Genomic DNA, 25,540 nt, shown 5'->3' on the forward strand with positions numbered 1-25,540 from the left:
ACCATGTCCGGCTTCCAGATCGTCTGCGCGGTGGTCGTCCCCTTGCTCTGGGGTTATCAATTCGTGGCCATCAAAGTGGGCGTTATGGAGTTTCCACCCCTCTTCTTCCTCGCGCTGCGCTTCCTGGCCATCGCGCTGCTGCTTGTTCCCTTCGTCAAAAGGCCCGCACGTCAACAGTTTGGCCCGATCGCAGCGATTTCGTTTTTCCTTGGCGGACTGAACTTCGGGCTCTTCTATGTTGGCCTCGGCCTCGGCTCGGGAAGCATGTCGGCCGTCGCAATTCAACTCGCCACGCCCTTCACCGTCCTGCTGGCCTGGCCGCTGCTCGCGGAGCGGCCGTCTCTCACCACGTCCGCTGGAGTGGTGCTTGCATTTGTCGGCGTGGTCGTGCTGGCAGCGGGGCCCGGCCCGTCCGCAAACGCGCTTCCACTGCTGCTCGTGGTCGGGGCAGCCTTCGCATTCGCGGTGTCCAATGTCCTGACGAAACGCTACGGCCCTTTTGATCCCCTGATGTTGATGGGATGGTCCTCGCTGTTCACGGTGCCGCAGGTCATGTTGATGTCGCTGCTCCTTGAACATGGACAACTCGCGAGCCTCGTCACTGCAGATGGACGTGGTTGGCTGGCACTCGCCTATACGATTTTCATCGGGGGAATTGTCGGATTTGGCCTGTGGTTCTGGCTGATCGGGCGTTGCTCCATGGGTCGCGTCGCGCCCTTCGGTTTGCTGCTTCCGGTGTTCGCCTTGATGTCGAGCGTGTTGTTTCTTGGCGAACGCATGACCCCAATGTTGATGATCGGCGGGCTGCTCGCGATCTCCGGCGTCGCTGTCACTCAGCTAAGACCGAGCGCTCGACCAATTTGAACTTGGAAGTCGCGTCGTTGGCAGATTCTCAGCACGCGGCTGACCTTGTTAACGCAGCCGCTGGAGCTGCGGGTCCATCCCCGCGACGAAGTGCTGGTCGAGCGCGACCGCGCCCTGCGCTGGGCCGAGCGCGATGGCTGCTACGAGGCCACCCTTGCGGCCATGAATCCCAGCTGAGACGGCGTCCAAAACGAAATCGCCCGGGAGCGGTCAACCACGCCCGGGCGATCGATCTCTGGAACTGGCGAGGGCCTAGTTCGGCACCGCAGCCCTCGACGCCGGCTTGGCGGCCACCGCATTCGCGGTTTGGCCGTGCAGGAAGTCGTAGGCCGTATGCAGGGCCTTGTCGTCTTTCGCCTCCGGCGGGACATAGGACTGCGACCCGGTCTGCTCGGTGCCGTCGGCTGCCTGGAGATGACCGCGCATCTGGGACTCCGCCATGGTGTCCATCCGGCCCTTCAGCTCGGCCGGCACGTCCTGGAGGATCTCGATGTCGGGCGCGATGCCCTGGGCCTGGATCGAGCGGCCCGAGGGCGTGTAGTAGCGCGCCGTGGTCAGCGCCAGCGCGCCGTTGCCGGTGCCGAGCGGAATGATGGTCTGCACCGAGCCCTTGCCGAACGAGCGCGTGCCGATCAGCGTGGCGCGCTTGTGGTCATGCAGCGCGCCGGCCACGATCTCCGAGGCCGAGGCCGAGCCGCCATTGACGAGAACCACCAGCGGCTTGCCCTTGGTGAGGTCGCCTCCATGCGCCGTGAAGCGCTGGGTCTCTTCCGGATTGCGGCCGCGGGTCGAGACGACCTCGCCACGCTGCAGGAACGCGCTCGACACCGACACGGCCTGATCGAGCAGTCCGCCCGGATTGTTGCGCAGGTCCATCACATAGCCGACCAGCTTCTCCGGCGGAACGTCCTTGGAGATCGATGCGATCGCCTTCTTCAGGCCATCGGTCGTCTGCTCGTTGAACGAGGTGACGCGGATATAGCCGATGTCGCCGTTCTCGACGTGGAAGCGCACCGGGCGCACATGGATGATCTCGCGCTTGATCGCGACGTCGAGCGGGGCGTCGGCGCCCTTGCGCACGATCGTGAGCTTGGTCTGGGTCTCGACCGGCCCCTTCATCTTGTTGACGGCCTGCTCGAGCGTCATGCCCTGCACCGCATCGCCGTCGATCTTGCTGATGAGGTCGCCCGACATGATGCCGGCTTTAGACGCCGGCGTGTCGTCGATCGGCGAGACGACCTTGACGAGACCGTCCTCCATCGTGACCTCGATGCCGAGCCCGCCGAACTCGCCGGAGGTGGTCTCCTGCATCTCGGTCCAGGCCTTGTCGTTCATGTAGCGCGAGTGCGGATCGAGCGAGGTCACCATGCCGGTGATCGCGCCTTCGATCAGCTTGGCATTGTCAGGCTTCTCGACGTAGCTCGCCTTCACCCGCTCGAACACTTCGCCGAACAAATTGAGCTTGGAATAGGCGTCATCCGCGCTCGCTGCCGCCCGTGCCGCCCATACGCCGCCGTGCGGACTGGCTACCAGAAGGGTCAGACACGCTCCGGTGAGCGCGCCCAGTGGAAACAGCAGGGTTTTCCGCATGGATAGGCTGGCCTTTTTGCTTCGCGGTTCGGTGGGGCTGGGGAGCCGCCATGCAAATGGCGATCCAGCCTGCTTCTCACAATACCATTCTGGTTTCTTCAAGGCCGGGATGCCACGCCGGCGGGTACACCGTAAAAATCCCTTCGTCCGGACCTAAACTTTCGGCAACGTTGCAGGACCCGGTTGGTGCGCAGCGGGGGTCGGCCGGCCGGCCCACGCCTCGCTGCCATGCCATTTTAGGATGGTTTTGGCGCCCCGGACGGGTTAGGCGATGAGGGAAGGCTTCAAATTCTCGGGAGGATAACAATGAACGAAGCACCCCGCATCCAACCGGAAAGGAACGTCGAGCTCGGCGCCAGCACCGAGCCGTTCCAGAATCTGCATGAATTCGTCCGGAAAGCCCGCGCCAACCTCAACCAGAATGCCTGGGATTATATCGTCGGCGCGGCCGAGACCGAGACCACGATGCGTCGCAACCGCATGGCACTGGACGAGATCGCCTTTCGCCCGCGCGTGCTGCGCGATGTCCGCAAGGTCACCGGCTCGGTCGAGCAGTTCGGCCGCAAGATGCGCCTGCCGGTGGTACTCGCCCCCGTCGGCGCGCTTGAGATCTTCGATCCGGATGGTGCGGCGAGCGTGGCACGCGCCTGCGGCACTTTCGGTGCGGCGCACATGCTCAGTTCCGTGTCCGAGCCCGGCCTCGAGAAGACCGCCGAAGCTGCGCCCGACGCGCTGCGCCTCTACCAGCTCTATGTGCGCGGCGACGACGCCTTCGTTGCCGACGTCGTCAGCCGGGCCGAGAAGAACGCCTACGCCGCCTTCTGCCTGACCGTCGACACCGCTCACTACAGCCGTCGCGAACGTGACATCGCCAAGCGCTACGTTCGCGAGAGCCGCCTGCGCGCCACCGGCGGCGATTACCAGAAGGGTCTGGAGTGGCGGACGGTGAAGATGATCAAGGACAAGTTCAAGATCCCGCTGATCCTCAAGGGCATCGCGACGCCAGAGGATGCGCTGATCGCGATCGATCACGGCGTCGAATGGATTTACGTCTCCAACCATGGCGGCCGTCAGCTCGATCACGGTCGCGGCGCCATGCATGTGCTGCCCGAGATCGTCGATGCCGTGAACGGCCGCGCCAAGATCATGGTCGATGGCGGCGTCTGTCGCGGCACCGACATCGTCAAGGCGATCGCGGCGGGTGCCGACCTGGTCGGCATCGGCCGGCTACAATGCTGGGCGCTGGCGGCGGCCGGCGAATCCGGCGTGGCGCGCATGCTGGAGCTGCTCGAGGACGAAGTGCTGCGCTGCCTCGGCCTCTTGGGTGCGACGTCGTTCGCCGAGCTCGACAAATCCTGCCTGCACCAGGCGACCGCAACCAACGCGCCGAGTGTGTTCAGCGCGTTTCCGCTGTTCGACCACGAGCCATATCGATACTGAGTGAAAGGATGCAGGTGACATCGCTCTCTCCCGGCAGCGCGGATGCGCTCCTGTTCGATCTCGGCCGCGTGGTGCTCGATATCGATTTCTCCAGGGCAATCGCCTGCTGGGCGGGACATGCCGGCTGCAAGCCCGAAGCCATTGTAGCGCGCTATGTGCGGGACAGCGAAGCCTATCGGTTGCACGAGATGGGGAAGATCAGCGATGAGGATTATTTCGCCTCATTGCGAGCCTCGCTCGGAATCGGCATTTCGGACGCGCAGTTCCTGGAAGGCTGGAACGCGATCTTCGCCGGCGAAATGCCTGACATCGCCGAGCTGCTGCCGCGGGCAGCGAAGCAGATGCCGCTCTACGCTTTCTCCAACACCAACCGGCCGCACGTGGACCATTTCTCGAGGGAATATGCCGACCTCCTCGGCCATTTCCGCGAGCTGTATTTGTCGTCCAGCATCGGCTTGCGCAAACCGGATGCGGAGGCCTTCGACCACGTCGTTGCGGCGATCGGCGTGCCCGCCGGGCGCATCGTGTTCTTCGATGATCTTGCCGAAAACATCGAGGGAGCGCGGGCGCGCGGCTTGACGGCGGTGCATGTGACCTCGCCGCGTGACGTCGGGAACGCATTGAAGGCATTGGGCATTTGACGAGGAGTCGGTGTCGCGAAACCCACGGCGGCACCGCCCGCCGGGACCAATTTTGAGAAATTGAGGAACCCGATCACTTTGTGCATTTTTGTACAGAGTTCCGGGAACGGAATACCGCCTTCCGGACTCTTAGAGTCCGTTGGGACTTCTACGGACGGATGCATCATCGTGCTGGGCAAAACCTACCTCACCAAGCAGGCCTCTCTTCTTCTTGAATTCGCCAGGACAACTTCAGATTCGGACCTTTCCGCCAAGCTTGTGAGCAAGGCCGCCGACCTGAAATCCCAGGCCGATCCGCTGCCCGACAAAGACCAGGGAGCCAAGGCGCCCGACGTAACTCCCGGGCAGGCAGGGAGCTGATCGATGCAGCCCGGGGCGCTCGTCGTTCTCGCCTTGCCGTGATTTTCCTTGCCGTGATTTTCGTCGCTTCCATGGCCGCTCTCCTGCCGATTTGTCAGGTTCTTCGCATCATGCCGCGACGCGCTTGATCCTGCCTTCCGGAACAATGTGAAGCGGCGGGATGACTGTGCCCGCTCAGCGGTTTTTGCCTCTGCGCCCGCGCTCGGCTAGAAGACGTGCGGAACATTCGCCCGAACGTGCCGAGCAGGAGTTTTCGCCGTGGCCTTGATGCCGGTTTCCGACGCGCTTGCCGCGGTGCTGGCGGGTGCAGAGCCGCTGCCGGAAGAAATGATTTCCCTCGACGAGGCCCATCATCGCGTGCTCGCGCGTGACCTCGCGGCGCGGCGCACGCAGCCGCCGCAGGCGATGTCGGCGATGGACGGCTACGCGGTGCGCGCGGCCGATGCCGCGACGATCGATTCGGAGCTCACCGTGGTCGGCGAAGTCGCGGCGGGCCGACCGTTCGCCGGGACGATCGGCGCCGGCGAGGCCGTACGGATCTTCACCGGCGGCGTCGTTCCCGGTGGCGCGGACGCCGTCGTGATCCAGGAGGACACGGTCGCAGCCGGCAAGCGGATCATGATCAAGGAAGCCGCGATCGCCGGTCGGCACATCCGCCCCGCCGGCGTCGATTTCCGCGAGGGTGACGTGCTCCTGCGCAAGGGAAGCCGTGTCACCGAGCGCGACCTCGCGCTCGCTGCCGGGATGAATCATCCGCACCTTGTCGTTTTCAGGCGTCCAAAGGTCGCGATTCTCGCCACCGGCGACGAGCTGGTGATGCCAGGCACCACGCCAGGCCACGGCCAGATCGTCTATTCCAACGGCTACGCCCTGCACGCGCTCGCCCGCAGCGAAGGCGCCGAGACGATCGACCTCGGTATTGCCGCCGACACGCTGGAGGCGACCACCGCCGGCATCCGCCGCGCCCGCGAGAGCGGCGCCGACATCCTGATCACGACCGGCGGCGCATCGGTCGGCGACCACGATCTGGTCCAGCAGGCACTGCGGGACGAAGGCATCGCGATGGCGTTCTGGAAGATCGCGATGCGGCCAGGCAAGCCGATGATGCACGGGCGACTCGGCGCAATGGGTGTGATCGGCCTGCCGGGCAATCCCGTGTCGTCCTACGTGTGCGCTTTCCTGTTCATGGTGCCGCTGATTCGCGCCCTGTCGGGCCGTTCAGTGATTCACCATCGCCGCGAACGCGCCGTGCTCGGCCGCGGCGTCGGCGCCAACGACCAGCGCGAGGACTATCTGCGCGCGCATCTGGAGGAGCGTGACGATGGCACACGCGTCGTTCTTCCCGTCAATCATCAGGACTCTTCGCTGCTTGCGAATCTCGCTGCAGCACAGGTACTTCTCGTGCGCGCACCATTCGCGCCGAAGGCCGAAGCCGGCACGGCTTGCGAAGTGTTGCGGCTCCCCGTCTGAGCACCCCGCAACGCGCGTTCCGCGAACTTTGCTCTGTTCACGGTAAATTAAGCAGTTGCGGAACATGTATCGAACATATAGTGTCCGTTCATGATTTGTTTCGAGCATGTAGCGGCTTATTGCCGAATTCTGCGTCTCGGAATCGGACGACATCAACCGGGGGACTTTGGTCGAGATGTTAACGCGCAAACAATACGAGCTTCTGCGGTTCATCAGTGAACGTCTGAAGGAAAGCGGCGTGCCGCCCTCCTTCGACGAGATGAAGGATGCGCTCGATCTGCGCTCGAAGTCGGGCATCCATCGCCTGATCACGGCGCTCGAGGAGCGTGGCTTCATCCGACGCCTGCCCAACCGCGCCCGTGCGATTGAAGTCATCAAGCTGCCGGAGCTCCAGGCAGCCGCCGGCAGCCGCCGCGGCTTCACCCCCAGCGTCATCGAGGGCAATCTCGGCAAGGTGCGTGCGGGCTCCAGCCTGCCCGCGGACGAGGGCGAACGCCCCGTGGCGGTACCGGTGATGGGCCGCATCGCGGCCGGCACGCCGATCGAGGCGTTGCAGACACGCAGCCACACCATCAGCGTACCGCCCGACATGCTCGGCTCGGGCGAACATTACGCGCTGGAAGTGCGCGGTGATTCCATGGTTGATGCCGGCATCCTTGACGGCGACATGGCGCTGATTCAGCGCAACGAGAGCGCCGATACCGGCGACATCGTGGTGGCGCTGATCGACGACGAGGAAGCGACGCTGAAGCGCTTCCGCCGTCGCGGCGCCTCGATCGCGCTCGAGCCCGCCAACGCTGCCTATGAGGTCCGCATCCTGCCGCCCAATCGGGTGAAGATTCAGGGCAAGCTGATCGGGCTTTACCGGAAGTACTGATACCGGACGTACTTGATACCTGGAGAAGTTGGCGCCTCGCGCGCTTCCGATCGGCATCGCCGGTCAGAGATTGGAGCGGATCATCGTCCGCTCCGGCTGGATAGTCTTTCTGGTTCTGCACAGACTATCCGGCCCCTGCTCCGGCGCTGGCTACTCGCGACGCCCAAGAAGCAGCACCGAAACAGCACCGCTTCGCGGCTCGAGTGTGCGAGGAAACAGCGAGCAGCGATCGAGGTCGTTGCACCAGCCGGCAATATTCGCGCATGCGCCTCCCGAATGCATCGCAACTCTCTTTGTTCCTATTGAATTCGGGAAAGATAATGTGATCGCGGCTTGCGGAAACCAGCCGCAGATTTGCCCACAACCGAGCAGAGCTTTCGTGCTTCAACTCTGATAGAGGCCTGCGCCTCGATAAGAGACGTGGGTTGCTATCCCAGCATGAGGAGCACCCGATGTGTGACTACAGCCTGCATGCCGTCGCGTCGCGCCCCGCCGAAGTCGGCGAGACGATCGTCACGACAAATTTCCGCGGCACCTCGACGCGCGGCTTCGCCTCCGCAGCCGATCCGTCTGTTGCCGTCTGCCTGCTGCCGGGAACGGAGCTCGCCTTCGCAGACGACGTCCGCTACGACAATCGCTGGATCTGGACGCGGACCATCAATTCCCGCGTGGGCAAGTTCGGCAAGATCGATCCGCACGTTCCCGACCGCCATCATGACGCGATCGAATTCCCCGACGGCAAATTTGTGCTGGTGACGCAGCTCGTCGAAGGCCAGCGCGCGACCGTGCTGCAACTGCCTGTGACCCAGTCGGTCATCGAGCGCGAGCACAAGGCGCAGATCATCGCCGACAGGCAGCCGACCGTCACGCACCTGCCGATCGGCTGAAACAGCCGCCCTCCGGCTACGAGGTCGGAGGTCAGGATTGAATTGCCATCGCCGGCCGTGGCCGGCGAGATGGTGTGGTTTGCGCCAGCGAATCCGAGCGGACGCACCGACCCGCTGCGTTGCTCCGCACCATCAGATCAATCGTCGGCCTGCAAGTCGGTCTCCGCCGGCGTTGCGTCCTTGATGCGGGGCGCGGTCGCCTTCGGCGCAAGGCTGCCGTCGAAATCACCCTCGCCGGCGCCGACCGGCAACCAGGGGCGGCTCGTGCCTCTCGCCCTCACCGCCTGAACCACAAATCCGTCACCACGCTGCGTCAGCGCCAGTGCGCTCTGGCTGGCGAGCCGCTGCCGATCGACCACCATCGCCGCGCAATCGGGCGGCGCGGGACGCGTCGTCACCACCAGCGCGGCCCGACTGCAATCGTCGGCGAGAGCGTCGACCCGCAGTGCCAGCGCGACCAGCCTCCCGTCGATCAGTGGCGTCACGCAGCCGGATTCGTCACAGGACACGCCATCAGCCAGCGAGGCTCTGCCGGCATCGCGCGGATCGGCGTCGGCAGCGAGCCATTCCTTGAGCAGAAAGCTGTCCTTGCTGGTCCTGATCAGGTGCAGATATCCGTCCTTGCCCCGCACCGCGACGCTCGCGCCATCCCCGGCGATCAGGATGTCGGGCCTCCGCGCCGACAGTCCCCACAGGATCGCTGCCAGCAGCACCAGGGCGCCGGACCAGCGCAGCGGCGTCCGCAACAAGCCCAGCACGATGATTCCCAGGCTCGCCGCGATCAGCGGCCCGATCCCGAACGCCGCGATGCGGCCGACGGCACCCGGCAATGCTGCGACCCAGCGCGAGACCGCGACCATCCAGTCGATGCCGATCCCCATCAGCCACCAGAACACGCTGTCCAGCCCGAACGGTGCAGCAAGCAGCCCCAACAGCCCCGCCGGCATCACCAGCGCCGAGACCACCGGCATCGCGCCGAGATTGGCGAGCACGCCGAACGGCGTGACACGGTGGAAGTGGAAAGCGGCGTAGGGTGTGGTCGCAAGTCCCGCAATCAGCGAAGCCATGAACAGCATCGCGATCTCGCGGCCGCCCCACATCGCAATGCGTGCAGTCGCCGAATGGTCCGGCGAGGCAAACAAATTCGGCATGCCGATCTGCACCAGCGCCACCAGCCCGAGCGTTGCTGCAAACGACATCTGGAAGCTCGGATGCACCAGCGCTTCCGGCGCGACCGCGAGCACGATCAGCGCGGCGACAGCAAGCGTGCGGAAGGTGATGGCGCGGCGATCGACCATCACCGCGATCAGCACTACCGCGGTCATGAAGAACGACCTTTGCGTCGCGACCTCCGCGCCTGACAGCAGCAGGTAGAACGCAGCGGCGACCAGCGCGGCGGCGGCCGACCATTTCTTGATGGCGAAGCCGGCCGCCAGTCTGGGGATCAGAGCGAGCAGCGCGCGCACCGCGAAGAACACGACACCGGCAACGACCGCCATGTGATAACCGGAGATCGAGAGCACGTGGCCGAGGCCGGAGATGAACATCGCGTCGTTGACGGGCGTGGTGATCGCATCGCGCCGCCCGGTGAGCAGCGCGGTCGCGATCGCCCGGTTGTCGCCGTCGAGCGTCGCCCGGATGCGGGCATCGATCGCATCGCGCAGGCCTTGCATGAAGGCCGCGTAACGCAGCCGCAAGCCGGCGGTCTCAGGCGGCGCCGCCACCGTGATTGCGCCCATCGCGAAGCCGGAGGCGCCGATGCCCTGGAAGAACATGTCACGCGAAAAGTCGTAGCTGCCGGGCCGCACCGGCGCGAGCGGCGGCATCAGCCGCGCCTTCAGCTGAACGAAACTGCCGACCTCCGGCGCCGTGCCCTTGCGGACCGACAGGCGCACGCGCTCGAGCCTGACGTCGCTGCGCTGCGCCTCCATCGCGGTGACGCGCAGCACGAACCTGTCGGTACGCTCGCGGATGTCGCGGGCTTCGACGAAGCCCGACAACGATACCGAATAGAGCGACTTTGCCAGCACCGGGTGAGCGATGCGCGCCGTCTTCCAGGTCGCGACGGCAAAGCCGGCCGCGACCGCCGCGATCATGATGGCCGGGGCGAACAGCCGGCTCCGCCGCAACAGAGCCGCGCCAAGCAGGAGCGCGATGGCGGTCGTGGCTACGACCCACAGCACAGGTTCGTGATCTGCCGAGAAATAAAGCGCGATGCCGCAGCCAAACGCCACGGGCACCCACGGCAACAGCCGCCCGGCGCCAGCCTCGGCGCGCAGCCACGCGTCTCGGCCAGCGATGTCCAGAGGTCGAGGCCTGCAGGCGCGAGGCCGCCCGCGGACGCGGCGCGGCCCGCGGGCCACGTCCCCGCGATCCCCTGCGACCGTACCGGCCGGCCCGGCTCCGCCATTCCCTGCACTCGATGATACGCAACGAAGGCCGAAGCTACCGGAACGTGCAGGCGGGCGGATAGCGGTACGGATCAGGAACGAAAGGGCGCGACCGCTACTTTTCCTCTTCCATCGTCACCGCGACATCCGCCTTGGCCGACAGCCGGACCTTGTTGCCCTCGATGTCCGCGACGAGGCCCTTGTCGATGAAGTGATGATGCCCCTTGTGGCTGCCCTCGCCGCTGTCCTTCTTGGTCAGCTTGATGCGATTGCCTTCGACCTTGTCAACGGTGCCGATATGGACGCCGTCGGCGCCGATGACTTCCATGTGCTCTGCGATGTTCTGCATGGTGGGCTCCTTGTTGGACCCAGCCCAACGCGTGGGGCGCACGTTCGTTCTCTCTCGCGAGAATGACAATGCCGTGTGCCCCGCTGGTCAGATCAGCGGCGCCTGCGAGGAAGCATGGTGATTGACGATCTTCCAGTCGCCATCCTCGCGCACGATGACCCAGCTCATCTTGACCGAGAAATCGGGGCTTTCGCCGGCGAGATCGAACGAGATGGTTGCGGCCATATTGATGAGATCAGGAGCTGCCTGCGCCGCATACACCTCGGAGAAGACCGCGCTCGGCTTGCGCCAGCGCGGCAGGCCGTTGAAATAGTCTGCGACGCCATCCCTGCCCCGATAGAGCTTTGGGTTGGAGCCGAAGAAGAAGGCGTTCTTCGAATACAGAGACGAGAGTGCCGCGGCGTCGAGCGTTGCGAAGCCGGCGCTCCATTTGGCGATGATGGCGGAAACGACGGCGTCGGCTTCGCTGGTCATGGTCGTCCTCAGCCCTTGGCGACTTCCTTCGCGAACGTGTCGCGCAGACCGATGGTGCGCGAAAACACCGGCTTGCCCGGCGTCGAGTCCTTGTCGCGCACGAAATAGCCTTGGCGCTCGAACTGCATTACCTCGGTCGAATTGCCTTCCGCGACCGATGCCTCGACGCGCGCATCAGCGAGAATTTCGAGCGACTGCGGATTGAGGTCGGCCGCGAAATTCGAGGCGTCCGGGCTCGGGTTGGCAAACAGCTGGTTGTAGATGCGGATTTCCGCGGGCACGGATGTCGCCGCCGACAGCCAGTGCATGGTGGCCTTGACCTTGCGGCCATCGGGCGCGTTACCGCCTTTGGTCGCGGGATCGTAGGTGCAGCGCAGCTCCACCACCTCGCCGGCATCGTTCTTGATCACGCCGGTGCATTTGACGAAATAGGCGTAGCGCAGCCGCACCTCGTTGCCTGGCGACAGACGGAAGAACTTCTTCGGCGGGTTCTCCATGAAGTCGTCCTGCTCGATGTAGAGCTCACGGCCGAACGTGACCTTCCGGGTGCCGGCAGAGGGATCGTCCGGATGGTTGATCGCCTCGAGCTCCTCGGTCTGCCCTTCCGGATAATTCTCGATCACGACTTTTAGCGGCTTCAGCACCGCCATCCGCCGCTGTGACGTCCGGTTCAGCTCCTCGCGAATGCAGAACTCGAGCATGCCGACGTCGACGACGCTGTTGGCTTTCGCCACGCCAATGCGCTTGACGAATTCGCGAAGGGCGGCCGGCGGCACGCCGCGGCGGCGCATGCCCGCCATCGTCGGCATGCGCGGATCGTCCCAGCCCGCGACATGGCCCTCGCGGACGAGCTGGGTCAGCACGCGCTTGGACAGCAGCGTGTAGGTCAGGTTCAGCCGCGCGAATTCGTACTGGTGCGGCTTCGATGGCACCGGCAGCTTCTCGATGAACCAGTCGTAGAGCGGCCGGTGGTCCTCGAATTCCAGGGTGCAGATCGAGTGCGTGATACCCTCGATCGCGTCCGACTGGCCGTGCGCATAGTCGTAGCTCGGATAGATGCTCCACTTGGTCCCGGTGCGCGGATGGTGCGCATGCAGGATGCGGTACAGCACGGGGTCGCGCAGATTGATGTTGCCCGCACCCATGTCGATCTTGGCCCGCAGCACGCGCGCCCCATTCGGGAATTCGCCCGCCTTCATGCGGCGGAACAGGTCGAGGTTTTCATCCACGGTGCGATCGCGAAAGGGCGAGTTCTTGCCGGGCTCGGTCAGCGTGCCGCGCGCAAGACGGATCTCCTCCTGGGTCTGGTCGTCGACATAGGCGAGCCCGTCTCGGATCAGCTGCTCCGCCCATTCATAGAGGCGGTCGAAATAGTCCGAGGCGAAGAACAGGTTCTTGCCCCAGTCGAAGCCGAGCCAGCGCACGTCTGCCTGGATGGAATCGATATATTCCTGCTCTTCCTTGACCGGGTTGGTGTCGTCGAAGCGCAGATGGCAGCGGCCCGGAAACTCCTGGGCGATGCCGAAATTGAGCGCGATCGACTTGGCGTGGCCGATATGGAGATAGCCGTTCGGCTCCGGCGGGAACCGGGTCACGATCTCCTTGTATTTGGCCTGATCGAGGTCCGCCTGGATGATGTCACGAATGAAATCGCGCCCAACCTCGTTCGCCACCGGTTCTGTCATTACGAAAATCCTGTAGGGAAATCAGCGGCCCTTCTGCCAAATTCGAGCCCCTAGGCCAAGCCCCATGCCCACCGTCCGGTCAAACTTCGGCGATTCTGGCACGCACGCGCTCGATGAAGGCAGCCCGGGATGCCAAGGTGGAGCGATCCATATCGTAGTGCGCCAAATAGAACGACCGAACGCCGGATCCACACATCGGTTTCAGTGCCCTAAGCAACACCTTGCGGCCGGGGTCTTGCATGACGATCTGGCTCAACCACCACGGTGAGCCGTAGCTCGTCACAACGCCGAACAGGCGGATGTTGGTCAGCAGCGGCTTGATGCGCCCACCCTTCAGATCGTGGGCGAACGCCGTACCCGGCGCCCAGACCCGGTCGAAATAGCCCTTGAGCATGGCAGGCATCGAAAACCACCAATGCGGAAAGCAGAAGATAATGCCGTCGACGCGCCGTACGTGCTCGATGAGGCTCGCCACCGCGTCCTCTGCATAGGGGCCGTGATAGTAGCTGCGCCGCTCCGCCTCGGTCATCTCCGGGGAAAACCCCTCGCGGTAAAGGTCAGTCGCGATCACTTCGTGTCGAGTTTTCAGCGTCTCGACGATGGTATGGAACAGTGCATGGTTGTAACTGTCCGCGAGCGGATGGCTATGAACGACCTGGATTAGCATTGGCACAATCTCCCGCGCCTATGATACACGGTCGCCAATCAGCCACCTCCCTTATCCCGCGCGGTCAATGAACACCTCTCCCGTCGTCACCCGCTTTGCTCCCTCGCCGACCGGCTTCCTCCATATCGGGGGCGCGCGCACGGCCCTGTTCAACTGGCTCTATGCGAAGAAGCACGGCGGCAAGATGCTGCTCCGGATCGAGGATACCGACCGGGAGCGCTCCACCGAGGCGGCGATCGGCGCCATCCTCGACGGCCTGAAATGGCTGGAGCTCGGCTGGGATGGCGATGTCATCTACCAGTTCAGCCGCGCCGCCCGCCACCGCGAAGTCGCCGAGCAGCTGCTCGCCGAGGGCAAGGCCTATCGCTGCTACGCCACCGCCGAGGAGCTCACCGCGATGCGCGAGAAGGCGCGCGCAGAGGGGCGCACCCGCCTCTATGACGGCCTGTGGCGCGACCGCGATCCGGCGACGGCCCCAACCGACGTGAAGCCGACCATCCGGCTCCGCGCGCCCCAGACCGGCGAAACCGTGATCGAAGACCAGGTCCAGGGTCGCGTGGTCTGGCAGAACGAAAACCTCGACGATCTCGTCCTGCTGCGCGGCGATGGCAACCCGACCTACATGCTCGCAGTGGTGGTCGACGACCACGACATGGGCGTCACCCATGTCATCCGCGGCGACGACCATTTGATCAACGCGGCCCGCCAAAAGCAGATCTACGACGCGATGGGCTGGACGCTGCCGAGCATGTCTCACATCCCCCTGATCCATGGCCCGGACGGTTCAAAGCTCTCCAAGAGGCACGGCGCGCTCGGCGTCGATGCCTACCGCGCCATGGGATACCTCCCGGCCGCGCTCCGCAACTATCTCGTCCGGCTCGGCTGGAGCCATGGCGACCAGGAAATCTTCTCGACCGAGGAGATGATCGCAGCCTTCGACCTCGCCAGCGTCGGCCGCGCAGCAGCGCGCTTCGGTTTCGCCAAGCTGGAAAACCTCAACGGCCACTACATCCGCAATGCCGACGATCAATCACTCGTGAAGATGTTCGAGGACGTGCTCGACCACGTCGTGCCGAGCCGCGACGAGATTAAGGCCAAGTTAAACGACGCCACGCGCGCGCAGCTCCTGAAGGCCATGCCGGCCCTGAAGGAGCGCGCCAAGACGCTGATCGAGCTGATCGACAGCGCCTATTTCATCTTCGCCGACCGGCCGCTGGAGCTTGATCCAAAGGCGGCAGCGCTGCTGACCCCTGAGAACCGCAAGCTGATCGGCCAGCTTCATTCCGCGCTGGAGAAAGTCGAGACGTGGAGCGCGGCCAATGCGGAAGCCGCCCTGCGCGCCTATGCCGAGGAAAATAGTCTCAAGCTCGGCGCGGTCGCCCAGCCGCTGCGGGCGGCGCTGACCGGACGGACGACGTCGCCCGGCATATTCGAGGTCTTGGACGTCCTGGGACGCCAGGAAAGCCTGGGCCGGCTTAAAGATCAGGCCAAGGACTAGGCCAAGAATCGGGGCCAAGAACCAGGCTACGACGTAAGTCGACCATGCGTGGCGCCATCTTGCAGCGCACACAGCAATAATATACCCATCTCACCCGTACCTTCTGGAACATCCGGCCTGCCCCGCGATATCTCGTCGGGGCCTCCGGGTCCGGCCCGTTTCACCATACATCGGGGACCTCTGATGGACGCAAAACCAAGCAATAAGACCGCCACACTGACGGTCGGAAACAAGAATTTCGATCTTCCGATCCACAGCGGCAGCGTCGGGCCCGACGTCATCGATATCGGCAAGCTCTACGGCCAGTCCGGCCTGTTCACCTACGATCCCGGCTTCACCTCGACAGCGAGCTGCCAGTCCAAGATCACCTATATCGACGGTGACGCGGGCGTGCTGGAATACCGCGGCTATCCGATCGAGCAGCTCGCCGAGAACGGCGACTTCCTCGAGACCTGCTATCTGCTGCTGTTCGGGGAGCTTCCCACCGCCGCGCAGAAGAAGGATTTCGACGATCGCGTGATCCATCACACGATGGTGCACGAGCAGATGGCCCGCTTCTTCCAAGGCTTCCGCCGCGACGCCCATCCGATGGCGATCATGGTGGCGGCTGTCGGCGCGCTCGCCGCGTTCTATCACGACTCAACCGACATCAACGATCCGAAGCAACGCATGATCGCCTCCATGCGCATGATCGCCAAGATCCCGACGCTGGCTGCGATGGCCTACAAGTACACAGTCGGCCAGCCCTTCGTGTATCCGAAAAACTCGCTGAAGTTCGCCGAGAACTTCCTGCACATGTGCTTCGCCGTGCCGTGCGAGGAGTACAAGATCAACCCGGTGCTGGCTGACGCGCTGGACAAAATCTTCATCCTGCACGCCGACCACGAGCAGAACGCCTCGACCTCGACGGTGCGTATCGCCGGCTCCTCCGGCGCCAACCCGTTCGCCTGCATCGCCGCCGGCATCGCCTGCCTGTGGGGCCCGGCGCATGGCGGCGCCAACGAAGCAGCGCTGGCAATGCTCGCCGAGATCGGCTCGGTCGACAAGATCCCCGAATTCATCGCCAAGGTGAAGGACAAGAATTCTGAAGTCCGCCTGATGGGCTTCGGTCACCGCGTCTACAAGAACTACGATCCGCGCGCCAAGATCATGCAGAAGATGTGTCACGCCGTGCTCAAGGAGACCGGCCATGGCGACGATCCGATGCTGAAGGTGGCGCTCGAGCTCGAGAAGATCGCGCTCAGCGACCAGTACTTCATCGACCGCAAGCTCTACCCGAACGTCGACTTCTATTCGGGCATCACGCTGAAGGCGATGGGCTTCCCGGTCTCGATGTTCACCGTGCTGTTCGCGGTCGCCCGCACCGTCGGCTGGATCAGCCAGTGGAGCGAGATGATCGAGGATCCGCAGCAGAAGATCGGCCGTCCGCGCCAGCTCTACACCGGTGTCACCAAGCGCGACTACGTCGCGATCAACAACCGCAAGTAAGGTCGAGCCCATCACGGCTTTCGAAGCGGCGCCATCTCCGGATGGCGCCGTTTTTGTTTTGCGCCGACACAATCTTGCTGCCGCGCACAACAACAAGTCGGCGCAATGCGTCGGCGATCGCTTGACAGCCGAAATGCTCCGCGCGCATTCTTACACTAAGTAAGAATGACGACAGGGATGGAAATGCCGGAGCAGCCGAGAAGTCGGCGGCAGACGCGTGCTGCCATTTTGACTCATCTGCTTCAGTCAGGCGGGTCGTTTCGCCCGCCGCTGGCCAAGGCCGTGCGCCTGTCGGAAGCGAGCCTGTCGCGCATCCTGTTCGACCTGAGGGCCGAGGGCCTGATTGAGGAAGTGCGGCGCCCTGCCCCTTATGTCGGTGGCCCGACCGGCCTCGTGTCGCTCGATAAAGCGGTGGCGCTCGCGGCGTTTGAGCTGACCACCCAGCGGCTCAGCGTCGGCGTCGGGGGCCTGTCGGATGAGCTGCGCTATACCGGGCAAGTGCCGCTGCCGAAGACGCCGACCGTCGCGGCCGTAGGCCAGGCGTTTCGCGAGGCGATGACATTGCTGCGCGAGTGGACGCGGCGCCGACGCATCCCCCTCGCACAGATCGGTGTCTCCATTCCGGGTCTCAGCCGGCTGGGCGCGCCAAGCAATCCGATCATTCCCTGCGACATCGGGCGTATCAACGAGATGTTCGGCGAGGCGTTTGCCGGGGTGCCGGTCGAGTTCACCAATTCGGTCGTCGCGCACGCCATCTTTCACCGCTGCCGCACGGAGAATTATCCCTTCAGCGGCGCACATCTCTTCGTCTTCGTCGGCCAGGGCGTTGCGGGCACCTGGATGGATGATCCGGTCGAGGACGATGCCCTCCAGCCGGTCGAGCTCGGCCACATGGTGTTCGAAGCCGACGGACCAATTTGCCGCTGTGGTCATCATGGCTGCGTCGAGGCCTATACGTCGCTTCCCGCCCTGGCCGAGCTTCTTGGCGTCGCGGAAGCCGAGTTGCTTCAACTCGGCAGCGAATGGGTGACTGCGATACCGCTCTCGTCGCGCGTGCGGCAGGAATTGCGCCAGCGGCTGTTCCGGCTTGGACTTGCGATCGGCAACACGCTGAACGTGAAGCCATGCAAGGGCGTCGCGATCAGCGGCTGGCCGTCGCTCCTCGCCGAGGACGATCGCAACGCGCTCGTCGAGGGGATCGACGCCTGTCTGTTGGGCGGCCGCAATCACGCGCAAGTGTCGCTCGCTTTCGTACCGCCGTCGAATGGCAACGATCCGCGAGCGGCGCTGGCATTCGCGGCTTTCTGTCTCGCTTGCCGCGGCGGCATGCCGGCCGCATCGATCGAGGCCGCCTGAGATATCTGATGCCGCGCTGCTCTCGCGCGAAAGAGTTCACACCGGGAGGAACTTGCCATGCCGATCACGACAACAAGGCGCCAACTGCTCGCCGGATCCGCTGCTGCCCTTGCGCTGCCGGCCTTTGCCCGCGCGCAAGGCGCGATCAAGCCGCGTCTGACTGCGATCTCGCAATGGTCCGCAGGCAGCGATGGGGCCGCCATCACGGCGCTCGGCAAGAAGTTCGAAGAGAAAGGCGGGGTTTGGCAGCACTCGCCCGTCCCCGGCTTCACCACCGAGATGATGAACAAGCTGCGTGCCCAGATCATGGCCGGCGATCCACCGGCCTGCTCGCAGCTCAAAGGCCCCGAGATTGCGGCCTGGTCGAAGATTGCCCCAACCGTCGATCTCGATGCCGTCGTCGCTGCCGCCGGCTACGAAAAGGTTGTCGCGCCTGACCTTGCAAAATTGCACAAACCGGGAGGCAAGTGGATTGCACTGCCGTTGCAGATCTACAGCACCAACATGCTGTTTCTTTCCAAACGCGCGATGGACAAGGCCAAGGCTGACAAGGTCCCCGTCACATGGGCTGAGTTCAACGACCTCGCTGAGAAGATGAAAGCAGGCGGAGTCCCCTATCCCATCGCCAACGGTGGCACCCGCCCGGACGACGGCCAGAAATTCGAGGCCGCTTTGGCAGGCATCAGTCCCGCCGCATACCGCGCAGCCATCATGAATCTCGACAAGAAGGCCCTGGAGGGCCCCGAGATAAAGGATGCCTTCGTACAGGTGCGCAAGATTGCCGACTGGATGGACCCCAACGTCGGCGCCCAGCACTTTTCGACCAACCTGAAGCGCTTTGTCGAGGGCGACATGGGCATGATGATCATGGGCGGGTGGGCGCAGGGCGTCTTGCGCAACGCCGGCTTTAAGTTCGAGGACTTCATGATCGCTCCGGGCCCGAGCGACAACAGCAAGCCGGTCTTCCTGTTGAATGCCGATGCCTTCATATTCTGGCAGCGCAAGGAGGCAGATCTGCAGGCCGGCCAGACGCTGATGGCCCAGCTCGTGATGGATCCAGCGATCCAGACCATGTATTCGCAGATCACGGGATCGATCCCCGTGCGCACCGATGTCGATCTGTCGGGCGAGGGCTGGTCGGACGGTCAACGGCGGACCGCGGCAGCCCTGAAAGACGCGATCGCCAGCAATCAGGCCGTCCTCAGTCTTGCGCACAACATGGCGCAGGAAAACGGGATGACCGCAGCGATGATCGACGTGATCACGGAGTACGTGAAGAACAAGACGATCAAGCCTGAGCAAGCGGCCATACGCCTCGCCGAGGCCGTCGAGAGCTCACGTTGACGATCGCCGTCTCGACAACACCGGGCCGGCCGGCGGCCTCTGACTGGGTACGCCGGCTGCCCGAATATTTGACGATCTGGGTGCCGCTGCTGATGTCCGCCGCGCACCTCATTGCGTTTACGCTGTGGACGATCTGGATATCGTTCACACCGTCCACTCTGGTCCCGGTCTCGGGCTGGGTCGGTTTGCGCAACTATTCTGCGGTTGCAGCATCGCGGAACTGGCAGATTGCCTTGGACAATCTGCTGCTGTTTGGCAGCGCCTTCGTGTTGCTGAGCCTGGCGTCCGGCCTCATCCTTGCGATCCTGCTCGACCAGCGTATTCGCGGCGAGAACCTGCTGCGGTCGATCTTCCTCTATCCTCTGGCGGTGTCATTCGTGGTCACCGGCACGGTCTGGAGTTGGTTGCTCAATCCCGGCCTCGGGATCCAGAAGCTGGTTCGCGACCTAGGCTGGATCTCGTTCCGGTTCGACTGGCTGATCGACCGCGACATGGCCATCTGGACCATTGTCATCGCCGCGATCTGGCAATCTTCCGGTTTTGCCATGGCGCTGTTCCTGGCCGGCCTCCGCTCCGTCGACGCCGACCTGATCAAGGCCGCGCAAATCGACGGCGCCGGACCGATCCGAATGTACCGGCGCGTCATCCTGCCGACCCTTTGGCCGATGACCATCACCGTCATCGTCATCCAGCTGCAGTTCGCGATTTCGACCTTCGACCTCGTCCGCGCACTCACCAACGGCGGTCCCGGGATCGCCACCCAGCTGCCGGCCCTCGTCGTCTACGACCTCATGTTCCAGCGCAGCCTGCTCGGACGGGGAGCGGCGGCGGCAGTGCTCATGTTGCTCATTCTTCTTGCGGTCTTGCTGCCCTATGCAGCGTGGCGTTACGTCCAGCGGCGGCGGGCGATCCATGCGTGAGCGAACCTTCGCGCCAGGCCGGATCCTGATCTATCTCGTCGTCTCGCTGGTCGCTGCGGCGTGGCTCGCGCCATTGGCCGTCGTCGTGCTGAACTCGCTCCGTAGCAACGAGGAGATCGCGCAGGCCTCGATGATCGGCTGGCCGAAACAATGGGCATGGAGCAATTACGCCACCGCCTGGAGCGGTTTCTGCGTCGCCGAGACCTGCGCCGGCATCCGGCCGTACATGCTGAACTCCGCGCTGGTCACGATTCCCGCGACGATTTTCTCGACCCTGCTCGGTGCTGTCGCCGGTTACGCCATTTCGCTCTGGCGCTTTCGCGGCGATAGCTGGATCTACGGCATCGTGACTCTCGGCCTCTTCCTTCCCCAGCAGATGCGCCTGCTTCCCTGGACCATCGTGTTGCGCGATACGGGCCTGATGAACACACTCACGGGCCTGGTCGTGATCCACACGATCCAGGGACTCTCCTTTACCGTCTTGTTCTGCCGAAACTACTACACTGCGATCCCGCCGGATTTGATAAGAGCTGCGCGCATCGATGGCGCAGGGTTCTTTCGTATTTTCTGGCGCATCATCCTGCCGCTCTCGCCGCCTATTCTGGTCGTCACCGTGATCTGGCAGTTCACGCATATCTGGAACGAGTTTCTCTACGGCGTGACATTCACGACCGGTCAGCAGCAGCCGGTCACCGCCGCGCTGATCGCGCTATCCGCCGCGGTCGCCGACATTCCGCAGCATGGCGTGCAAAGCGCGGCGGTGATGATCGCCGCCCTGCCGACCCTGCTGATCTATCTGATCGGCGGCAAGTATTTCGTGCGCGGCCTCACCGCCGGCGCCGTGAAATGATCGGATCGTCATGGCAGCCCTAAGCATTCGCGCCCTGTCCAAGCGTTACGCCAATCTGGAGGTGCTGAAGGGCATCGATCTCGACATCGAGAGCGGTGAATTCACCGTGCTCGTCGGCCCATCCGGCTGCGGCAAGTCTACGCTGCTCAACATCATCGCCGGGCTCGACCTCCCGAGCTCAGGCACCGTGGAAATCGGCGGACGTGTCGTCAACGACATTCCGCCGAAGGACCGCGACATCGCCATGGTGTTCCAGTCCTACGCGCTCTATCCGTCGATGACGGTGCGCCAGAACATCACCTTCGGCATGGAATGCCGCCACGTAGCGAAGGCGGAGCAGGAAAAGGCGCTGGCGAATGTGGCAAGGCTGCTCCAGATCGAGCCGCTACTCGGCCGCAAGCCGTCGCAGCTCTCCGGCGGCCAGCGCCAGCGTGTGGCGATGGGCCGGGCGCTGGTGCGCGATCCCCTGCTCTTCCTGTTCGACGAGCCGCTCTCCAACCTCGACGCCAAGCTGCGTGTCGAGATGCGAATGGAAATCAAGCGTCTGCACCAGCGCATCGGCGCCACCATCGTCTATGTCACCCACGACCAGATCGAGGCGATGACGATGGCGACGCGCATCGCCGTGATGCATCGAGGCGTGGTGCAGCAGTTTGCCGATCCGGACACCGTGTATCGCTATCCCGCCAATCTGTTCGTGGCCCGTTTCATGGGTTCGCCGCCGATGAACACGATGCCGGCACGGCTGGAGGCTGACGCCAGCGGGCCGGTGGTCGTGATCGGCGCGGGACGGCCGGACGAGGTCCGCCTCCGCCTTGGCCAATATGATGCGGCGGCCCCCTTTGTCGGCCGAGACGTGGTGGTCGGGATCAGGCCGGAATGCATCGCCGAGGGCAGCCGCGTATTTTCCGCCGATCCGCCCGTCGTCGTCAACGCGCCGGTGGAGATGGTCGAGCCGACGGGAGCCGAAACGATCGTGCTGCTGCGGCTTGGCGGCGAGCCTGCGCTGGCGCGCATCACGCCGGATATCCGCCCCACACCGGGCGCCGCCGCCCCGTTCGCGCTCGACACCCGCCGCATCTGCCTGTTCGACCCCGAGACGGAGCGACTGATCGCATGACAAGAACGAGCTATGCCGGTCTTAGGGATCGCGTGGTGTTGATCACCGGTGGCGCCAGCGGCATCGGTGCCGCCTTCGTGCGGTCGTTCGCGGCGCAAGGGGCTCGTGTCGCGTTCCTGGATCTCGATGAGGCAGCCGGCCGGGCGCTGGTCGCGGATGTAAAGGCCGCGGCTGGGACCGCGCCCTTGTTCGTGCCGTGCGATCTGCTCGACATCGACGCCTTGCGCGACGCTATGGCGCAGGTTCAGGGATCGCTTGGCGATGCCGCGGTTCTCGTCAACAACGCCGCTAACGATCAACGCCAGGTACTGGCCGAGGTAACCTCGGCCGAGTTCGACTGGATGATCGGCGTCAACCTCAAGCACGTCTTCTTTGCAGCGCAAGCGGTGGTGCCGCAGATGCAGGCGCGCGGCGGCGGTTCGATCATCAACATGTCGTCGATTGCCTGGATGCGCGGCGCGCCGGGGCTGCCGGTCTACGCCGCGGCGAAGGCCGCGATTGTCGGCTTCACCAACTCCCTGGCCCGGTCGCTCGGGCCCGACCGCATCCGCGTTAATGCGATAGCGCCGGGGATGGTGATCACGGAGCGTCAGCGCCGGCTGTGGTACCCGGACGACCAGGCGATCGCCGAGCTGCGCACGCGTCAGGCCATTCCCGACGCGGTGACGCCTGAGGACATCGCCAACATGGCGCTGTTCCTCGCCTCCGACGACAGCCAGCGCATCACGCGCCAATGTTTTCAGGTCGACGCTGGTCTCGGCTAGAGCGTGTACTGACACACCCGAGCTCCCTCATAGAGGTCCGCTCCGTATCCGATAGCAGTCGGGTTGGCGTATCTCACCTTGGGTCCGAGTTGGGCCACAGGAAGACTAATGCAAGACAACATGATGGCTTGAGCGGAAATCTGGCCTATACTCGCTAGAGCCGCCGAGTTGGCGACGTCGCGGCGGCCCCGGAAGGCTTTGCGCGTCAGGGATATGGGCCCAGACGAGTGGTGGAAGGCATTGGGGATTACCGCAAAACAGATGGTGGCTCGCCGCCCGCTCGCAAGCGGCGCAGACGTTCTTTTGACATTCGCAGTGGCACTCGCCTATTTTCTCACCGCGCGGCTGAGCCTTGCATTGCTGGACCCGGCCGATGGTGTTGCCCTATTCTGGCCAGCGGGGGGGGTGGCTTCGGGGATTTTGATCGCGCTTGGTCCTGCGGCACAGCTGCCTGTCGTGCTCGGAGTGGTCGCTGCAACGATTGCGGCTAACCTGCTAGGCGATCGCAACATCTGGAGTTCGTTGTTCTTTGCTGTCACGAACTCCGGTGAAGTCGTCATCATCGCGGGCCTGATCCACCGCTTTTGTGGATCTCCATTCGAGTTGAATGAACTGCGCAGCGTACTTGCGCTATTTGCCGCGACCGGTATTGCAGCGAGCCTTTCCGGCCTTGGTGGTACGGCAGTATTTGCGCTGTTTCACGGGTCGGCTGCGTCCCCGGCGGTGATCTGGCTTCACTGGGTTTCATCTGCCGCAACAGGGACGATTGCGGTGACGCCGCTCGCAATTGGCCTGGCGTCGCTAGCGCGCGCTCCCCCGCCGCGGGGGGAAGTTGCGGAGGGCGTTCTTGCGCTCGGCGTGGTGTCTCTCATATGCGCGCTGCTGGCTTTCTTGCGCAATGAGCCCTGGACTGCGGTGCTGGCGGTCAGCGCACTTTGTCCACTTCTGCTCTGGATCGCGGCTCGCCTTCGTTCAGCGTTCACGGCGATTGCCACGTTCTTATGCTCGACTACGGTCGTCTGGACGACAATCTTCACCATCGGCATTTTCGGGGACGCACGTCTGTCGATCGAAGATCGTGTGCTGACTGCTCAAGCTACCATTCTGGCGATCACATTAGGTGCTCTTGTTCTTGCTGCCCTGTTTAGCGAGCGGAGGCTTCACCATCACGCCATTCTGGAAAGGGAGTCCCGATTGCAGGGCGCTTTAGAAGCGGCAGAATTAGCCGATCGCGCCAAATCGAGCTTTCTTGCTGCGGCAAGCCATGACATGCGCCAGCCATTGCAGACCCTGAAGCTTCTGCAGGCAGCGCTTGAATCGCTCCATTCAAGCGGTGAAGCGCACGATCTTGTCGCTGACATTCGGAAATCGCTGGATACCATGACCAGCATCCTCTCCAGCCTGCTCGATGTGAACAAGCTGGAATCCGGAAAACTGCGTCCATCCGTGAGTGAGTTTTCTCTAGTTGAAATTTTCGAGCCGCTCGCTAGAGACTTCGCCGCGTCTGTGCAGGAAAGAGGACTCCGACTGCGCGTTGCACGTTCCGGGCTCATCGTCCGCAGCGACAGCCGAATGCTTGCGGAGATGATCCGCAACCTCTTATCAAATGCAGTCCGATACACTGACCGGGGACAAATTTTGCTTGGATGCCGACGAGTCGGTGACAAGGTTCGCATCGAAGTGTGGGACAGCGGAATCGGTATCACCGAAGATCAACTTCCGCACATATTCGATGAGTACTACCAGGGGACTGATGGCGCGGAACGGGGCGGATTTGGGCTGGGCCTCGCGATCGTAAGGCGGCTTGGAGAAATGCTGGATCACAAGGTCGAGGTGCGTTCTATCGCAGGGAGGGGCACACGGTTTTTCATCGAGGTTCCGCGCGCTCGATCCGGCGCCAATGCGCCAGAAGCGGCGTCGCTGGTGCCCCCTTGCAGTGGTGCCTTCCTGGGCAGCGTTCTCGCGATAGAGGACGAGGCGTCCCTGCGATCGGCGCTGCAGAGATCGTTGAAGGCAAGAGGGATTGACGCCACCGTTATCGCAACGGCGAGCGAAGCCTTGACCCTGATCAAAGAGCAGGGTCTGCGCCCGGATGTACTGCTGTGTGACTACAACCTTCGTGGCTCATCGGATGGCATCGAGACCATTAAGAGCCTGCGTGTCGCCCTTGGCTTGAACCTACCGGCCGTCGTGATGACGGGCGACATCAGGTCGCAAACGATGAAATTGATCTCCGCGCAAGGTCTCACTGTCCTGATCAAGCCCTTCTCGGCCGACGAACTGCTGGACGCTCTGAGAGGCCAGGAGAAGCTATTAACCACTGCGAGGACATCATCCCATTCAGTTGCTGGGCTACCGCAGCGCCATTGATATTAAGAATTTGGATATCCGCGATGTCCGTTCAGGGGCACGAGTCCTCGACCGGCTGCGCGAGGCAGGTCAGCCCTGGCGCCACAAGGAGACACCGACCTCAATTCTTATGTGGCTTCAAGCTCGGATTAACGCC

22 protein-coding genes and 1 pseudogene are annotated in these 25,540 nt (G+C 63.7%); 17 read left to right on the forward strand and 6 right to left on the reverse strand.

The genetic code is table 11. The annotated features are described in order from the left end of the window. The first annotated feature begins 3 nt into the window (after positions 1–3). Positions 4–864, forward strand: coding sequence for a DMT family transporter (locus ABIB80_RS25880; protein ID WP_035992605.1), 861 nt, complete (start codon positions 4–6; stop codon positions 862–864). Between the two features lie 45 nt (positions 865–909). Further along, positions 910–1,041: a hypothetical protein gene (locus tag ABIB80_RS25885; RefSeq protein WP_256375787.1), complete on the forward strand. Its 132-nt coding sequence runs from the start codon at positions 910–912 to the stop codon at positions 1,039–1,041. Positions 1,042–1,116: 75 nt separating this feature from the next. On the opposite strand, the gene ABIB80_RS25890 is transcribed toward ABIB80_RS25885, so the two are convergent. Continuing rightward, a complete protein-coding gene (locus ABIB80_RS25890) occupies positions 1,117–2,454 on the reverse strand; it encodes a S41 family peptidase (RefSeq protein WP_007590590.1) in 1,338 nt (445 codons plus the stop codon). A gap of 306 nt (positions 2,455–2,760) precedes the next feature. Here ABIB80_RS25890 and ABIB80_RS25895 point away from each other — a divergent pair, with 306 nt between their 5' ends. The 6 genes from ABIB80_RS25895 to ABIB80_RS25920 all read left to right on the forward strand — a co-directional run bounded on the left by ABIB80_RS25895 (position 2,761) and on the right by ABIB80_RS25920 (position 8,129). Beyond that, a complete protein-coding gene (locus tag ABIB80_RS25895) occupies positions 2,761–3,894 on the forward strand; it encodes an alpha-hydroxy acid oxidase (protein ID WP_354128689.1) in 1,134 nt (377 codons plus the stop codon). 8 nt (positions 3,895–3,902) lie between these two features. Continuing rightward, complete coding sequence (locus ABIB80_RS25900) at positions 3,903–4,535, forward strand: HAD family hydrolase (RefSeq protein WP_007590587.1); 633 nt, start codon at positions 3,903–3,905, stop codon at positions 4,533–4,535. 168 nt (positions 4,536–4,703) lie between these two features. After that, the gene (locus ABIB80_RS25905) at positions 4,704–4,895 is read left to right on the forward strand and encodes a hypothetical protein (RefSeq protein WP_007590586.1); all 192 of its coding nucleotides are present in this window, start codon (positions 4,704–4,706) and stop codon (positions 4,893–4,895) included. A 258-nt stretch (positions 4,896–5,153) separates the two neighbouring features. Beyond that, entirely contained in the window at positions 5,154–6,365 is a 1,212-nt protein-coding gene (locus tag ABIB80_RS25910; RefSeq protein ID WP_219682183.1) for a molybdopterin molybdotransferase MoeA, read from the forward strand. Between the two features lie 175 nt (positions 6,366–6,540). Then, a complete protein-coding gene (gene lexA, locus ABIB80_RS25915) occupies positions 6,541–7,242 on the forward strand; it encodes a transcriptional repressor LexA (RefSeq protein WP_007590583.1) in 702 nt (233 codons plus the stop codon). 452 nt (positions 7,243–7,694) lie between these two features. Continuing rightward, a complete protein-coding gene (locus ABIB80_RS25920; RefSeq protein ID WP_007590582.1) occupies positions 7,695–8,129 on the forward strand; it encodes a hypothetical protein in 435 nt (144 codons plus the stop codon). A gap of 137 nt (positions 8,130–8,266) precedes the next feature. Here the strand turns inward: ABIB80_RS25920 and ABIB80_RS25925 are convergent. The 5 genes and pseudogenes from ABIB80_RS25925 to ABIB80_RS25945 all read right to left on the reverse strand — a co-directional run bounded on the left by ABIB80_RS25925 (position 8,267) and on the right by ABIB80_RS25945 (position 13,694). Then, positions 8,267–10,539 (reverse strand): annotated as a pseudogene (locus ABIB80_RS25925) (ComEC/Rec2 family competence protein). Positions 10,540–10,634: 95 nt separating this feature from the next. Then, entirely contained in the window at positions 10,635–10,868 is a 234-nt protein-coding gene (locus ABIB80_RS25930) for a DUF2171 domain-containing protein (protein ID WP_007610829.1), read from the reverse strand. A gap of 87 nt (positions 10,869–10,955) precedes the next feature. Beyond that, complete coding sequence (locus ABIB80_RS25935) at positions 10,956–11,342, reverse strand: YybH family protein (protein ID WP_354128690.1); 387 nt, start codon at positions 11,340–11,342, stop codon at positions 10,956–10,958. An 8-nt stretch (positions 11,343–11,350) separates the two neighbouring features. Continuing rightward, entirely contained in the window at positions 11,351–13,027 is a 1,677-nt protein-coding gene (locus tag ABIB80_RS25940) for a glutamine--tRNA ligase/YqeY domain fusion protein (protein ID WP_354128691.1), read from the reverse strand. A 79-nt stretch (positions 13,028–13,106) separates the two neighbouring features. Beyond that, positions 13,107–13,694: an NAD(P)H-dependent oxidoreductase gene (locus tag ABIB80_RS25945; protein WP_354128692.1), complete on the reverse strand. Its 588-nt coding sequence runs from the start codon at positions 13,692–13,694 to the stop codon at positions 13,107–13,109. Positions 13,695–13,761: 67 nt separating this feature from the next. On the opposite strand from ABIB80_RS25945, the gene gltX reads away from it, so the two are divergent. The 9 genes from gltX (at position 13,762) to ABIB80_RS25990 (ending at position 25,404) form a co-directional block, all read left to right on the forward strand. Next, positions 13,762–15,192 (forward strand): glutamate--tRNA ligase, encoded by a 1,431-nt coding sequence (gene gltX / locus ABIB80_RS25950; protein ID WP_354128693.1) that lies wholly within the window; start codon positions 13,762–13,764, stop codon positions 15,190–15,192. A gap of 183 nt (positions 15,193–15,375) precedes the next feature. Next, positions 15,376–16,680, forward strand: coding sequence for a citrate synthase (gene gltA, locus ABIB80_RS25955; RefSeq protein ID WP_007603656.1), 1,305 nt, complete (start codon positions 15,376–15,378; stop codon positions 16,678–16,680). Between the two features lie 177 nt (positions 16,681–16,857). Further along, on the forward strand, positions 16,858–18,036 hold the full coding sequence (locus ABIB80_RS25960) for an ROK family transcriptional regulator (protein WP_354128710.1): 1,179 nt from the start codon (positions 16,858–16,860) through the stop codon (positions 18,034–18,036). A 57-nt stretch (positions 18,037–18,093) separates the two neighbouring features. Beyond that, positions 18,094–19,380: an ABC transporter substrate-binding protein gene (locus ABIB80_RS25965; RefSeq protein WP_007603651.1), complete on the forward strand. Its 1,287-nt coding sequence runs from the start codon at positions 18,094–18,096 to the stop codon at positions 19,378–19,380. Next, positions 19,377–20,300 (forward strand): carbohydrate ABC transporter permease, encoded by a 924-nt coding sequence (locus tag ABIB80_RS25970; protein ID WP_354128694.1) that lies wholly within the window; start codon positions 19,377–19,379, stop codon positions 20,298–20,300. The genes ABIB80_RS25965 and ABIB80_RS25970 overlap by 4 nt, the downstream gene beginning before the upstream one ends. Continuing rightward, positions 20,293–21,150 (forward strand): carbohydrate ABC transporter permease, encoded by an 858-nt coding sequence (locus tag ABIB80_RS25975; protein WP_219682188.1) that lies wholly within the window; start codon positions 20,293–20,295, stop codon positions 21,148–21,150. The genes ABIB80_RS25970 and ABIB80_RS25975 overlap by 8 nt, the downstream gene beginning before the upstream one ends. A 10-nt stretch (positions 21,151–21,160) precedes the next feature. Then, on the forward strand, positions 21,161–22,270 hold the full coding sequence (locus ABIB80_RS25980; protein ID WP_219682189.1) for an ABC transporter ATP-binding protein: 1,110 nt from the start codon (positions 21,161–21,163) through the stop codon (positions 22,268–22,270). After that, positions 22,267–23,034 (forward strand): SDR family NAD(P)-dependent oxidoreductase, encoded by a 768-nt coding sequence (locus tag ABIB80_RS25985; protein WP_219682190.1) that lies wholly within the window; start codon positions 22,267–22,269, stop codon positions 23,032–23,034. Before ABIB80_RS25980 ends, ABIB80_RS25985 begins: the two co-directional genes overlap by 4 nt. Before the next feature lie 240 nt (positions 23,035–23,274). Next, positions 23,275–25,404 carry a sensor histidine kinase gene (locus ABIB80_RS25990; RefSeq protein ID WP_219682191.1) on the forward strand — a complete coding sequence of 710 codons (2,130 nt, stop codon included), beginning with the start codon at positions 23,275–23,277 and terminating at the stop codon, positions 25,402–25,404. Positions 25,405–25,540 lie beyond the last annotated feature (136 nt).

The sequence above is a fragment of the Bradyrhizobium sp. i1.15.2 genome, from assembly GCF_040548425.1.
Lineage (GTDB): Bacteria > Pseudomonadota > Alphaproteobacteria > Rhizobiales > Xanthobacteraceae > Bradyrhizobium > Bradyrhizobium canariense.